This is a genomic window from Gandjariella thermophila, from assembly GCF_005405885.1.
Taxonomy (GTDB): Bacteria; Actinomycetota; Actinomycetes; order Mycobacteriales; family Pseudonocardiaceae; genus Gandjariella; species Gandjariella thermophila.
Map to the genome: position 1 here is coordinate 13,248 of NZ_BJFL01000005.1, position 12,991 is coordinate 26,238.

Here is a 12,991-nt window from a genome sequence, read left to right on the forward strand (position 1 = left end):
GACTGGTGAAGAACGCAGCGCCCGCGTACTCAAACGGGCGCCCCGTCGCGGGCACACCGGCGATTTCAGGAGCCCTGGACGGAGTAGTGGCACTGGACGCCGTGGTCGTCGGTGCTGTGGCGGCGCAGCACCGTCCGGCCGTCCACGATGATCGTGCAGCTCACCGGTCCGGTGGCCGTCGTGGTCACGTCGACGAAGCCGAAACCGGTGGTCGCGGACGCCGACCAGGGCAGGCGCACGTGCCGCAGTGCGCCCGGGGAGTTCGCGGTGTACTCGGCGGTCCTGCCCGTGGTGGCCTGGCCGGGGAAGCTATAGAAGATTTCCTCCGCGGTGCCGGCTCCGGTCACCTCCACCCGGATGGTGTGGTTCTCGAACAGGCCGCAGCCGGACGCCAGCAGCGCCGGCGTGATCATCACGATGCCCAGGACGGCGCCTCGCCGCATGCCGTGCCCCCTCGTTTCCGTCCCCCGTTCCGGTGGCCCGGGCAGGCCACCGGAACGCTACGGCGGGCACGGATCAGCCGGCGTCGGCTTCGGGGCTGGTCGGCATGTCAGCCCACGGGATGAGGTAGGCCGTCTGACCCCCTACGGGTCACCCTCCGCGTCAGCGCCAGGACGGCAGCCAGAGTTCGGCGTTCCACCGCCACGGGCTGATCGAGTCACCGACGAGTATCGGCCACAGCCAGGCGAAGTTGGCCACCACCAGGCCGATGTACAGGGCGACCACGAGCGTTCCGGTGCCCCGGCGTTCCACGCCCTGCCGCACGCTGCCCAGGATCTCGCCGAGCACCACGGCCAGGCCCAGCACCAGGAACGGCGCCATCGGCGTGGCGTAGAAGAAGTACATCTGCCGGTCCAGGTTGAGGAACCAGGGCAGGTAGCCGGCGAGGTAGCCGACCAGCACGGTGGCGTAGCGCCAGTCCAGCCTGGTCGCCGTCCGCCACACCGCCCAGGCGAGCATCGGCACCGACAGCCACCACATCGCCGGCGTGCCGATCAGCATCATCGCGCCGACGCAGTCGGCATCGCCGCAGCCCGGCGCCCCCGGCCCGGACTCGTAGTAGTAGAGCATCGGCCGCAGGCTCATCGGCCAGGCCCACGGCTTGGACTCCCACGGGTGCGGGTGGTCCCTCGGGGTCACCAGGTGCTCGTGGAACTCCAGCACGTTGCCGCTGTAATACCACAGTGACCGCAGCGCGTCCGGCACGAACCAGAACGTCGACTTGGTGCCGAGCTTGGTGCCCACCGCGTGCCGGTCGATTCCCGTCTCGCTGGCGAACCAGGCCCAGTAGCACCCCAGGTAGACCACCACCGGGACGGCGATCAGCGCCCACAGCGCGGGCAGGATGTCCAGCCGCAGCGTGCCCCGCCACGGGTGCCGCACCCCGGCCGCCCGCCGAGCCGCGACGTCGAAGACCAGGACGAGCAGCCCGAAGCCGGCCACGTAGTACAGCCCGCCCCACTTCGTCGCGCAGGCCACGCCCAGTGCGACGCCGGCCGCGAACCGCCACCACCGGAAGCCCAGCCGCGGCCCGTACGGCGAGTCGTTGATCCAGCCCTCCCGGACCGCCACGGCGAGCCGGCCGCGCACCTGGTCCCGGTCGACCAGCACGCAGGCGAACGCGACGACCACGAAGAACGTCAGGAAGATGTCCAGCATCCCCATCCGGGACTGGACCTGGCTGACGCCGTCGCAGATCAGCAGCACGCCGGCGACCGCGCCGAGCAGCGTGGACCGGGTCAGCCGCCGCCCGGCCCGCACGATCAGCAGCACGCACAGCGTGCCGACCACCGCCGAGGCGAACCGCCAGCCGGTGCCGTCGTAGCCGAACAGCCACTCGCCGGCGGCGATCAGGTACTTGCCCACCGGCGGGTGGACCACCAGCTCGTAGCCGGGGTTGTCCTCGTAGCCGCCGTTGCGCAGCATCTGCCACGCCTGCGGCACATAGTGCTTCTCGTCGAAGATCGGCGTTCCCTTGTCGGTGGGGAAGCCCAGGTGCCAGAACCGCACCACGCCGCCGATCAGGGTGACCACGATGGTGACCATCCAACCCCGCAGCCGGTCGGTCGGCATCGGCGGGCCCAACCGGTCAGCCGGGTCGGTGAGCGCGGCGTCCGCCGGAGGCGACGCCTCCGGTACCTCGCCGATATCGACCACCTCGTCCTCGGGTGCGGTGGCGCTCGCGTGCGGTGCCAGGACCTTCACCCGGCCGATCGTAGGGTGACCGGTGTGAATCCCGTATCGCGACCGGGCCGGCTGGTGCTCGCCGCGACGCCACTGGGCGACGCCAGGGACGCCTCGCCGCGGCTGGTGGAGGCGCTGGGCGCGGCCGAGGTGATCGCCGCGGAGGACACCCGGCGGCTGCGCGCGCTTGCCGCCCGGCTCGGCGTGTCGCCGCCGGGCCGCGTGGTGAGCTGCTACGACGCGGTGGAGGGCGCCCGGCTGCCCGGGCTCCTCGACGCGGTGCGCGAGGGCCGGACCGTGCTGGTGGTCACCGACGCCGGGATGCCCAGCGTGTCCGACCCGGGATACCGGCTGGTGGCCGCCTGCGTGGCCGAGGGGCTGCCGGTGACCTGCCTGCCCGGCCCGTCCGCGGTGACCACCGCGCTCGCCGTGTCCGGGCTGCCGTGTGACCGGTTCTGCTTCGAGGGGTTCCCGCCGCGCAAGCCGGGGGAGCGGCGGCGGTGGCTGGCCGCGCTCGCCCATGAGCCGCGTACCTGCGTGTTCTTCGAGTCGCCGCACCGGCTTGCGGACACCCTGGCGGCGGCCGCCGAGGTGCTCGGCGACGACCGGCGGGCCGCGGTGTGCCGGGAGCTGACCAAGCCGTACGAGGAGGTCCGCCGCGGCGGGCTGGCCGAACTGGCCCGCTGGGCGGCCGAAGGCGTCCGCGGCGAGGTGACCGTGGTGCTCGCCGGCGCGGTGGCCGGGCCCGCCCAACCCGACCTGCCCGCGCTGGTCACCGAGGTTGAGCAGCGGGTCGCCGAGGGCGAGCGGCTGAAGGAGGCGGTGGCCGCCGTCGCGGGCACCGCGGTCGCCAAGAAGGAGCTGTACGACGCCGTGGTCGCCGCCCGCCGGGCCGTCAGGTGAGTCCGACCGCGGCCGCCGGCGTGGTGAGCAGCGCCTCCAGCGGGGCGGCCTTGTGCAGGCACTCCTGCCACTCGGCGTCCGGGTCGGAGTCCGCGGTGATGCCCCCGCCGACGCCCAGCCACACCCGGCCGGCGTGCGCCTCCAGCGTGCGGATCGCCACGTTCAACTCCAGCCCGGCCACCGGGGAGGCCAGCCCCACCGAGCCGCAGTACACCTCGCGTGGCTCCGGTTCCAGTTCGGCGATCAGCTCCAGCGCCCGCAGCTTGGGCGCGCCGGTGACCGAGCCGGGTGGGAACGCGGCGGCCAGCAGGTCGGCGTCCGTGGCGTCCGGCCGCAGCCGGCCCCGCACGGTGGACACCAGGTGCCACACGCCGGGCGCCGGATGGACGGCGAGCAGTTCGGGCACGGTGACGGTCCCGGTGGCGCACACCCGGCCGAGGTCGTTGCGCACCAGGTCGACGATCATCACGTTCTCCGCGACGTCCTTGGTGGACGCCCGGAGCAGTCGGGCGTTGCCGTCGTCGGCCGGCCCGCGCCTGGGCAGCGTGCCCTTGATCGGGCACGAGGTCACCCGGTCGCCGTGCCGGGCCAGGAACAGCTCCGGGGAGAACGACGCCACCGCGCCCCACGCCCCGGACAGGTAGGCGGCGCGGGCCGGGCGCAGCCGGGCCACCCCCTCGGCGAACACCTCGGCCGGATCGCCGGCCAGCTCGCCGTCGAACCGGCTGCAGATGTTCGCCTGGAAGATCTCGCCGGCCGCGATCGCGTCGACGCACCCGCGCACGGCGTCCCGGTGCCGCCGCGCCGGTGGCCGCCGCAGCGGGCTGGCCGCCCACGGCCGCGGCGGCGGGTCGTCCCCGGCCAGCAGCCGGGCCATCTCGCCGGCCAGCGCCGCCGCGTCGTCGCGGCTCGTCGTGGCCCAGCCGTCGGCCGCGGCGCCGGTCAGCGCCTCGAACCACCACCTGCCCGCCGCGTCCAGCCGGAGCACGTGGTCGGCCCAGCCCCAGGCCGCGTCGGGCAGCCGCCGCGACCGGTGCGGCGGGTCGGCGAGCCCGTACCCGAGGTAGCCGAACCAGCCGCCAGCCACGGCGCCCGGCGGCGCCTCGGCCACCACCGGCTGCCGGTCGGGGACGCGCAGCGCCTCGCCGCCCGCGACCGGCTCCGCCCGCAGCGTCGGCGCGAGTACCGCCGCCGCGCCGAACCAGTCGCCGACCAGCCCGGCCGGCGGCGGCAGCCGCAGCGCCTCGGCCCGCGCGACCAGCCGCCGGAACACCCGCTCCGGTGACACGTCCGCACCGACCAGCCTGCTCACCACCCGCATGGGTTCATTCTCGTCATCCAGGTGGGTGACCGTGTGCCGGTGTCCTCTGGGCTTCTTGCGGACGGGTAGTCAGTTGCGGGTTGGAACGCCGACATGGCTCACCGACAATTGCCGGCCAGGCTCGGGACGTCACAATTTCTGGCGTCACAAAACGATGGCCAAACGAGCCGCGCGGGAGACGATGCGATGACCGCCGTACCATGGCCCGCCTGATCATCTGCTGACCGTGGAGGAGTTCGCGGCGCTCCACTGGGTGATCGACCCGGAACCGCCGATCAGCCTGACCGCGTACCACCTGGCCGGTGAGTTCGGTTACCAGGAGGCTCCCGCGGCGACGGGCGAGTTCGTCACCAGCGAGCCGTTTCCGCTGCGGGTGGGCCTGGCCGCGCTGATCGCGACGCGCAACCGGTGACGTGCGGCGCGGCAGCCCCGAGCCGGCGTGCCGCAACCCCTGACCGGCAAACCGGCTGCGTGGCTCCGTAGGCTTGACATATGAGCGCCCCCGTGTTGACCGCGGTGGCCTGGCCCTACGCCAACGGCCCCCGCCACATCGGTCACGTCTCCGGCTTCGGTGTCCCCTCTGACCTGTTCGCCCGCTACATGCGGATGGCGGGGCACCGGGTGCTCATGGTCTCCGGCAGCGACGAGCACGGCACGCCGATCCAGGTGCAGGCCGAGAAGGAGGGCGTGACCCCGAGGGAACTGGTGGACAAGTACCACCGGGCGATCGTCGACGACCTGCACGGCCTCGGCCTGTCCTACGACCTGTTCACCCGCACCACTACCGGCAACCACTACCAGGTGGTGCAGGAGCTGTTCCTCGCCCTGTGGCGCAACGGGTACGTGGTGCCGAAGACCGCGATGGGCGCGATCAGCCCGTCCACCGGCCGCACCCTGCCAGACCGGTTCATCGAGGGCACCTGCCCGATCTGCGGCTACGACGGCGCCCGCGGCGACCAGTGCGACAACTGCGGCAACCAGCTCGACCCGATCGACCTGATCAACCCTCGCTCCCGGATCAACGGTGAGCAGCCGAAGTTCGTCGAGACCGAGCACCTGTTCCTCGACCTGCCCGCGTTCACCGAGTCGCTGGGCGGCTACCTGGCCAGCCGCACGAACTGGCGCACCAACGTGCTCAAGTTCAGCCAGAACCTGCTTGGCGACCTGCGACCCCGGGCGATCAGCCGAGACCTCGACTGGGGCGTGCCGATCCCGCTGGACGGTTGGCGTGAGCAGCCGATGAAGCGGTTCTACGTGTGGTTCGACGCGGTCATCGGGTACCTGTCGGCGAGCGTGGAGTGGGCCCGCCGCTCCGGCGACCCGGACGCCTGGAAGGCGTTCTGGACCGACCCGGACACCGAGGCCTACTACTTCATGGGCAAGGACAACATCGTCTTCCACTCGCTGATCTGGCCGGCGCTGCTGCTCGGCGAGAGCGGGCGGGGCGACAAGGGCGGCACCCCGGGCGCGTTCGGCACGCTCAACCTGCCCACCGAGGTGGTGTCCAGCGAGTTCCTCACCATGAGTGGGTCGAAGTTCTCCACCTCCCGCGGCACGGTGATCTACGTGCACGACTTCCTCCGAGAGTTCGGCCCGGACCTGCTGCGCTACTACATCTCCGTCGCCGGCCCGGAAACCCAGGACGTGGACTTCACCTGGGAGGAATTCGTCCGCCGGGTGAACTTCGAGCTGGCCAACGAGTGGGGCAACCTGGTCAACCGGTCGATCGCGATGGCCGCCAAGAACGTCGGCGCGGTGCCGGAGCCACGCGCCCCGCAGGCCGCCGACGAGGAGCTGAAGGCGCTCGCCCGGAACGCCTTCGACGTCGTCGGCGGGCACCTGCGGCGGTCGAGGTTCAAGGCGGCGGTCACCGAGGCGATGCGGGTGGTCGGCGCGGCCAACAAGTACATCTCCGACCAGGAGCCGTGGAAGCGCAAGGACGACCCGGAGCGGCGGGACACCATCCTGCACACCGCGCTGCAGGTGGTGCGGGACGCGAACACCCTGCTCACCCCGTTCATCCCGCACGCCGCGCAGCAGGTGCACGAACTGCTCGGCGGCACGGGCGTGTGGGCCGCCCAGCCCGAGGTGCGCGAGGTGTCCGATCTGGACGACGAGGGCACCACCTACCCGGTGCTGTGCGGGGACTACCCGGCCGAGCAGGCGCGCTGGGAGTCGGCGCCGATCGAGGTGGGCCGGCCGCTGGCGAAGCCGACGCCGCTGTTCGCCAAGCTGGACCCGTCCCTCGGCGACACCGGCCCCGAGTGGGCGCCGATCCAGAAATGAGTACGCGTCGCGACGAGCGGCCGCCGGTGCCGGAGCCGCTTCCGGTGCCGGCGGTCGACGCGCACACCCACCTGGACGCGTGCGGCTGCGAGACCGCCGCCGATGTCCACGCCATGGTCGACCGCGCCGCCGCCGCCGGGGTGACCAGGGTGGTCACCGTCGCCGACGACCTGGCCTCGGCCCGCTGGGTCGCCGAGGCGTCCACCTGGGACGACCGGGTGTTGGCCGCGGTGGCGCTGCATCCCACCCGCACCAAGGACTTCGGCGAGGCCGAGCGGGCGGAACTGGAACGGCTGGCGGGCCATCCGCGGGTGGTCGCGGTCGGTGAGTCCGGTTTGGACTACTACTGGGACTACGCGCCGCACGACGCCCAGCAGGAGGCGTTCCGCTGGCACATCGACCTGGCCAAGCGGGTCGGCAAGCCGCTGATGATCCACGACCGGGACGCGCACGAGGACATCCTGCGCATTCTGGACGAGGAGGGCGCACCGGACACCGTGGTGTTCCATTGCTTCTCCGGGGACGCCGAGTTCGCCCGCCGCTGCGTGGCCGCCGGGTACGTGCTGTCCTTCGCCGGCACGGTGACCTTCCGCAACGCCCGCGCGCTCCGCGCGGCCGCCCTCGAGGTGCCGGCGGACCAACTGCTGGTCGAGACGGACGCGCCGTTCCTCACCCCGCACCCGTACCGGGGTCGGCCGAACGAGCCCTACTGCGCCGCGTACACGGTGCGCGATCTGGCCGCGCTGCGCGGCGTCGACGTGGCGGATCTCGCGTCCACCAGCACGGCGACCGCCGAACGAGTGTTCCGCCTCGGGCAGGTGCCGGTTCCATGACGAACCGTGCGTACCGGCCGTGCCAGCCTGTGATGCAAGACACACTCTCCGAAGCGATGTTTGCCCTACCGGCCCGTACTCCGTTACGGTCCCGTGACCGTAACCCGAGACGACGATGTTCAGGGTGGACCCGGAGTCAGGCTGGCAGTGCGTCGGGGACGGCCAGCCCCCGCCAGGGGTGGCCGTGCGGCGCTGACGACGGGAGTCGGAGCACCAAACCGAGTGCCGCGAGCAGCGGCAGCGGACGCGTAGCCGATCACGGCGTTGATCGGCCGGTCGCTGCGCTGGTCGCGGAACCCGTGTGGAGGTAACGGCCCTGTGAGTGGAACTGCCTGGCCCCGCAGGTATGGCGGCGTCACCGGCGTGCTGGACGACGCGCCGACCACCTGGTTCAACACGGGTGGCGCGCACACCGGGTTAGCGCTGCAGGAGCGCCCCCGCCGGCGCACACCGGCCGAACTGATGCACGTCACCACGGACGACGTGCTCGAGGTTCTCGGCCCAGACGCGGACGACCTGCTCGCCGCCGCCAACGTCACGCTCGACGAGCTTGTCGGCCTGCTCAACGCGGAGACCACGGTCCTCCCCGCGATGACCGACGAGTTCCTGCGGGTCATCGAGGAAGGCGAGCCCGAGGCCGAGGCGGAACCGGAACTCGCGGACGCCGACGCGGGCACGGCCACCGGCCGCTGGAAGCGCCGCTTCCTGCGCGCGTCGGTCGCCGCGATCCTGCTTTCGCTCACCGGCGGCGGTGCCGCCGCGGTGGCGATGGAGAAGTCCGTCACGGTCGACGTGGACGGCCAGGAGCACAGCGTCCGCACCTACGCCGGCACCGTCGGCGACGTGCTGCGCAGCGAGGGCATCAGCCCCGGCGCGCACGACATGCTCAGCCCCTCGCCGAATGCGAAGGTCGGCGACGGCGGCAAGATCGTCCTGCAGCGCGGCCGGCTGCTGCACGTCACCGTGGACGGCCAGCGGCAGGACCAGTGGGTCAAGGCGCACACCGTCGGCGACGCGCTGCGCCAGCTCAACCTGCCGGTGCAGGGCGCGTGGCTGTCCGCCCAGCCCGGCACGCAGATCCCGCTCGAGGGAATGAACCTCGAGATCAAGACGGCCAAGCAGGTCACCCTCTTCGACGGCGCCAACGACCCGAGGCCGCTCACCACGAACGCGGTCACCGTCCGGGAGATGCTCGCCGGCCTGGGGCTCAACCTCGGCCCGCAGGACTCGGTCGACCCGGGCCTGGACCAGCGGATCACCACCGGCGCCGAGATCCACATCAGCCGCACCGGCGTCACCGTGGTCAACCAGACCATGCCGATCGACCCGCCGGTGCAGCAGATCCAGGACCCGACGATGATGAAGGGCGAGCAGCAGGTCGTCGACCCGGGCACGCCCGGCCAGCAGATCGTCACCTTCCGGATCACGACGATCAACGGCAAGCAGACCGGCCGCGAGCAGATCGGCGTGAAGGTCATCACCCCGCCCAAGCCGAAGATCGTCAAGGTCGGCACCCAGCAGCCGCCGGACGGTGCCGAGTGGGACCGGCTCGCGCAGTGCGAGTCCGGTGGCAACTGGGCGGCCAACACCGGCAACGGGTACTACGGCGGCCTGCAGTTCGACCTGCAGACCTGGTCCTCGCACGGCGGCACCCAGTACGCGCCTCGGCCCGACCTGGCCACCCGCGAGCAGCAGATCGCCATCGCCACCAAGGTGCGGGACGAGCGCGGCGGGTACAGCGCCTGGCCGGTGTGCTCGAAGAAGGTCGGCCTGGCCTGACGGACAATCCGGGGGTGGCTGACAACTCCCCGGCGCCCGAACCGCCGGCACCCGGTTCTCCGGTGCCGCCGCAGGCGCGGCTGCTCGGTCCGGCCGACGTCCGCCGGCTCGCCGACGAACTGGGGCTGCGGCCCACCAAGCGGCTCGGGCAGAACTTCGTGCACGACCCGAACACGGTGCGGCGCATCGTGGCCGCCGCCGCGGTGTCCGGGGACGACGTCGTGCTGGAGGTCGGCCCGGGGCTCGGCTCGCTGACGCTGGCCCTGCTGCCGTGCTGCCGCTCGGTGGTCGCCGTGGAGGTCGACCGGGTGCTCGCCGGGCGGCTGCCGCGCACCGTGGCCGAGTACGCCCCCGGGACGGCCGACCGGCTGCGGGTGGTGCCGGCCGACGCGATGCGGGTCCGTGCCGGGGACCTGACCGCCGGCGGGCCGGCGCCCACCGCGCTGGTGGCCAACCTGCCCTACAACGTGGCCGTGCCGGTGGTGCTGCACCTGCTGGAGGAGGTGCCCACGCTGGCCCGCGGCCTGGTCATGGTGCAGTCCGAGGTGGCCGACCGGATGGCGGCCGGGCCCGGCAGCCGGGTGTACGGCGTGCCAAGCGCCAAGCTGGCCTGGTACGCCGAGGCGCGGCGGGCCGGCCCGGTGCCCAGGGCGGTGTTCTGGCCGGTGCCCAACGTGGACTCCGCGCTGGTCGCGCTGACCCGCCGGCCGCCGCCGTCGGCCGCGCCGCGCGCCGAGGTGTTCGCCGTGGTCGACGCCGCCTTCGCGCAGCGGCGCAAGACGCTGCGCGCCGCGCTGGCCGGCTGGGCCGGATCCGCGGAGCGGGCCGGCCGGCTGCTGGCCGCCGCCGGCGTCGATCCGGCCACCCGCGGCGAGCAACTCGGCATCGCCGACTTCGCCCGCATCGCCGAGGCCGCGGTGCGGGTGTGATCCGCTGCGCCGTTCGACGGGTCCGGAATGCGACGGCTGGCCGGTTGCCACACCGGGGAATCGGTGGCGTGCCTGTGACCTGGCAGACGAACCGCCGAATTTGATGTTCCTACCCTTGCGATCATCCGGTCGGTCGGTTGTACTGCTAGGTGCGTCCATCCCGAGCGGCCGAGAGACCTGGCTCTTCGACGCCGCAGCAACCATCCACCTCGGTGGGCAGGTGCTAACGCCAGGAGCGATGGAGTCTCTATGTGCGAACTCGAGCCTCGGCCGGTGCGGCGACCACCCCGCGACGTCGCGGAAGCAGGAGCGGACGGGCACGTCGCGCGGGTGCTGCGGACCCCGCCGAAACTCGTCCGGCGCCGTTGCGTCGATCAGTGCCGCCGCACCGTGACCGCATGTAGCCCGGCGGCGTAGCCAGCGGGCCTAACCCGTCTCCGCTGACTCCGCCCGCGCTTTCGCGCGAGCTCCTGTCTGATTTCCCGCCCGATCCGGACTGTCCATTCAGGACGGTAGCCGGCGCCGACCGCGCCGCGCTGCCGCGTGCCGCCGTGGAGCCAACGTGATCACAGTCGAGAACCTCACCAAGTCATTTCCCGGCCGGCGTGGAGCCGTGCTCGCCCTGGACCACGTCACCCTGGACGTCCCCGCCGGCGCGGTGTGCGGCGTCGTCGGCCCCAGCGGCGCCGGCAAGTCCACCCTGGCCCGGTGCCTGGCGCTGCGGGAGCGGCCGGACAGCGGCGCCATCCGGCTGGACGGCACCGACCTGGTCACCCTGGGCGGCAGCCAGTTGCGTGCCGCCCGCCGGCAGATCGGCGTGGTCCCCGAGACGCGAGCGCTGGTCCGGCAGCGGACCGTGGCCGGCAACATCGCGCTGCCGCTGGAGGCCGCCGGCGTGCCAGGGCCGGCGCGCAAGGACCGCGTGGCCGAACTGCTCGACCTGGCCGGACTGACCGGCCGGGCGGACGACCACCCGGAACAGCTCTCCCCGGGGCAGCGCCGGCGCGTCGCGGTGGCCAGGGCACTGGCCGGCCGGCCGGCCGTGCTGCTCGCCGACGAGCCCACCGCCGCCCTGGACCCGGACTCGGGCGGTGCCGTGCTCACCCTGCTCGACCGGGCCCGCGCCGAGGAGGGGGTGACCGTCGTCCTGGTCACCCACGACCTTACCGTGGCGCGGCGGGTCTGCGACGCGGTGACGGTGCTGGACCGCGGCCGGGTGGTCGAGCGGGGCGCCCTGCTCGACCTGGTCCGCGACCCGCGCACGCGCACCTCCGCCGCGTTGCTCCCGCTGGACGGGGAGATCCCCACCTCCGGCCACGACCGGGTCGCCGACGTGCTGCTGGTCGGCTTCGCGGCGATCGGGGCGCTGCTGCCGGAGGCGGCGAACCGGTTCGACGTGCGGCTGGCCGTGCTCGGCGGCGGCATGACCCGGCTGGGTGACACCCCGGTGGCCCGGTTCCGGATCGGCCTGTCCGGCGAGCGCGCCGACTCCGCACTGGAGTGGATCTCCGACTCCGGCGCGGTGGTGCACCGCACCCCGAGGGGGCCGCAGGGCGTCGCGGCGTGACCTCCGACACGTCCCGCGGCGGGCTCGGCGAGGTTGCCACGTTCGGCCAACCCCGCCGAGCCCGCCGCAGGCGGGGCTGGAACCGATGATCCCGGCCACCACTTAAGGAAACGCACGTAGGCTGCAGGTGTGCTGGCCGTAGTCCCATCTCCCGTGACCGTTCGCGTCCCCGGCAAACTCAACCTGCACCTCGGCGTCGGTGACGTGCGCGGGGACGGGTACCACGACCTCTGCACGGTGTTCCAGGCCGTGGCGCTCACCGACGACGTCACCGTGTCCGTCGCCGAGGAACCGGGCGTGGAGGTGGTCGGCGAGGGCTCCGCCGCAGTGCCCGCCGGCGCGTCCAACCTGGCCTGGCGCGCGGTGCAGACGCTCGCCACGCACGTCGGCAGGGACCCGGACGATCCGAAGGTGCGGGTGGCCATCCGCAAGGGCATCCCGGTGGCCGGCGGGATGGCCGGCGGCAGCGCGGACGCCGCGGCCACGCTGGTCGCGCTGGCCTCGCTGTGGCGGCTGGAGATGGGGCGGGACGAGCTGGCCACGATCGCCGCCAAGCTGGGCAGCGACGTGCCGTTCCTGCTGCACGGCGGGAACGCGCTGGGCACCGGCCGGGGCGAGCAGATCGTGCCAGTGCTGTCCCGGCACACCTACCACTGGGTGCTCGCCTTCGACCGCCGCGGACTGTCCACTCCGGACGTCTACACCGAACTCGACCGGTTGCGCGCCGAGGGCGACCCGCCCCGGGTGGGCAGCGTGGAACCGCTGCTGGAGGCGCTGGCCACCGGCGACCCGAGGCAGCTCGCCCTGCTGCTGGGCAACGACCTGCAGGCCGCCGCGGTGTCGCTGCGGCCCGGCCTGCGGCGTACCCTGCGCGCCGGGGTGTCCGCCGGCGCGCTCGCCGGCATCGTCTCCGGTTCCGGGCCGACCTGCGCGTTCCTCTGCGGTGATGCGCAGTCCGCCGTCGAGGTGGCCGCCGAGCTTTCCGGCGCCGGCGTGTGCCGTACCGTGCGGGTGGCGCAGGGCCCGGTGCCGGGCGCCAGGACGGTCGGCGGCGAGGAGACGCGCCCCACCCCGCCACAGGTTCACGCGTAGCCGAGCGTCGAACGCCCTCGCCCCGAGGTCACCGACGGGACCCGCGATGACGAGCGCGGGAACGCGCCAGGGCGAAGCGCGTTCGCGGAACGGGCAC

Annotated in this window: 11 protein-coding genes and 1 riboswitch; of the genes, 8 read left to right on the forward strand and 3 right to left on the reverse strand. The window is 73.2% G+C overall.

Going from position 1 to position 12,991, the window contains the following annotated elements; translation table 11 throughout:
* Nucleotides 1–65: 65 nt before the first annotated feature.
* A complete protein-coding gene (locus FFT21_RS07275) occupies nt 66–443 on the reverse strand; it encodes a hypothetical protein (protein WP_137813008.1) in 378 nt (125 codons plus the stop codon).
* Nucleotides 444–603: 160 nt separating this feature from the next.
* Entirely contained in the window at nt 604–2,157 is a 1,554-nt protein-coding gene (locus tag FFT21_RS07280) for a dolichyl-phosphate-mannose--protein mannosyltransferase (RefSeq protein WP_371856745.1), read from the reverse strand.
* Between the two features lie 72 nt (nt 2,158–2,229).
* On the opposite strand from FFT21_RS07280, the gene rsmI reads away from it, so the two are divergent.
* Nucleotides 2,230–3,087 (forward strand): 16S rRNA (cytidine(1402)-2'-O)-methyltransferase, encoded by an 858-nt coding sequence (gene rsmI / locus FFT21_RS07285; RefSeq protein WP_137813009.1) that lies wholly within the window; start codon nt 2,230–2,232, stop codon nt 3,085–3,087.
* Here rsmI and FFT21_RS07290 read toward each other — a convergent pair.
* The gene (locus FFT21_RS07290; RefSeq protein WP_137813010.1) at nt 3,080–4,408 is read right to left on the reverse strand and encodes an aminodeoxychorismate synthase component I; all 1,329 of its coding nucleotides are present in this window, start codon (nt 4,406–4,408) and stop codon (nt 3,080–3,082) included. The two genes, rsmI and FFT21_RS07290, sit on opposite strands and share 8 nt — an antisense overlap.
* A 226-nt stretch (nt 4,409–4,634) precedes the next feature.
* Here FFT21_RS07290 and FFT21_RS07295 point away from each other — a divergent pair, with 226 nt between their 5' ends.
* From FFT21_RS07295 to FFT21_RS07325, 7 genes are all read left to right on the forward strand, one after another.
* Entirely contained in the window at nt 4,635–4,820 is a 186-nt protein-coding gene (locus tag FFT21_RS07295) for a hypothetical protein (protein WP_137813011.1), read from the forward strand.
* An 80-nt stretch (nt 4,821–4,900) separates the two neighbouring features.
* Nucleotides 4,901–6,694: a methionine--tRNA ligase gene (gene metG / locus FFT21_RS07300; protein WP_137813012.1), complete on the forward strand. Its 1,794-nt coding sequence runs from the start codon at nt 4,901–4,903 to the stop codon at nt 6,692–6,694.
* Nucleotides 6,691–7,527, forward strand: a complete 837-nt coding sequence (locus tag FFT21_RS07305) for a TatD family hydrolase (RefSeq protein ID WP_137813013.1) — start codon at nt 6,691–6,693, stop codon at nt 7,525–7,527. Before metG ends, FFT21_RS07305 begins: the two co-directional genes overlap by 4 nt.
* 318 nt (nt 7,528–7,845) lie before the next feature.
* Nucleotides 7,846–9,306, forward strand: a complete 1,461-nt coding sequence (locus FFT21_RS30495; RefSeq protein WP_307722903.1) for a resuscitation-promoting factor — start codon at nt 7,846–7,848, stop codon at nt 9,304–9,306.
* A gap of 80 nt (nt 9,307–9,386) precedes the next feature.
* A complete protein-coding gene (rsmA, locus tag FFT21_RS07315; RefSeq protein WP_137813191.1) occupies nt 9,387–10,235 on the forward strand; it encodes a 16S rRNA (adenine(1518)-N(6)/adenine(1519)-N(6))-dimethyltransferase RsmA in 849 nt (282 codons plus the stop codon).
* 152 nt (nt 10,236–10,387) lie between these two features.
* Nucleotides 10,388–10,480, forward strand: a riboswitch (SAM riboswitch).
* Nucleotides 10,481–10,797: 317 nt separating this feature from the next.
* Nucleotides 10,798–11,802 (forward strand): methionine ABC transporter ATP-binding protein, encoded by a 1,005-nt coding sequence (locus FFT21_RS07320; RefSeq protein ID WP_137813014.1) that lies wholly within the window; start codon nt 10,798–10,800, stop codon nt 11,800–11,802.
* 129 nt (nt 11,803–11,931) lie between these two features.
* Entirely contained in the window at nt 11,932–12,894 is a 963-nt protein-coding gene (locus FFT21_RS07325; protein ID WP_137813015.1) for a 4-(cytidine 5'-diphospho)-2-C-methyl-D-erythritol kinase, read from the forward strand.
* Nucleotides 12,895–12,991 lie beyond the last annotated feature (97 nt).

What these genes read in the sequence shown, in the direction of transcription:
- metG (WP_137813012.1), top strand. Translation starts at nt 4,901, where the DNA reads ATGAGCGCCCCCGTGTTGACCGCGGTGGCCTGGCCCTACGCCAACGGC.
- FFT21_RS07275 (WP_137813008.1), bottom strand. Translation starts at nt 443, where the DNA reads ATGCGGCGAGGCGCCGTCCTGGGCATCGTGATGATCACGCCGGCGCTG.
- FFT21_RS07305 (WP_137813013.1), top strand. Translation starts at nt 6,691, where the DNA reads ATGAGTACGCGTCGCGACGAGCGGCCGCCGGTGCCGGAGCCGCTTCCG.
- FFT21_RS07290 (WP_137813010.1), bottom strand. Translation starts at nt 4,408, where the DNA reads ATGCGGGTGGTGAGCAGGCTGGTCGGTGCGGACGTGTCACCGGAGCGG.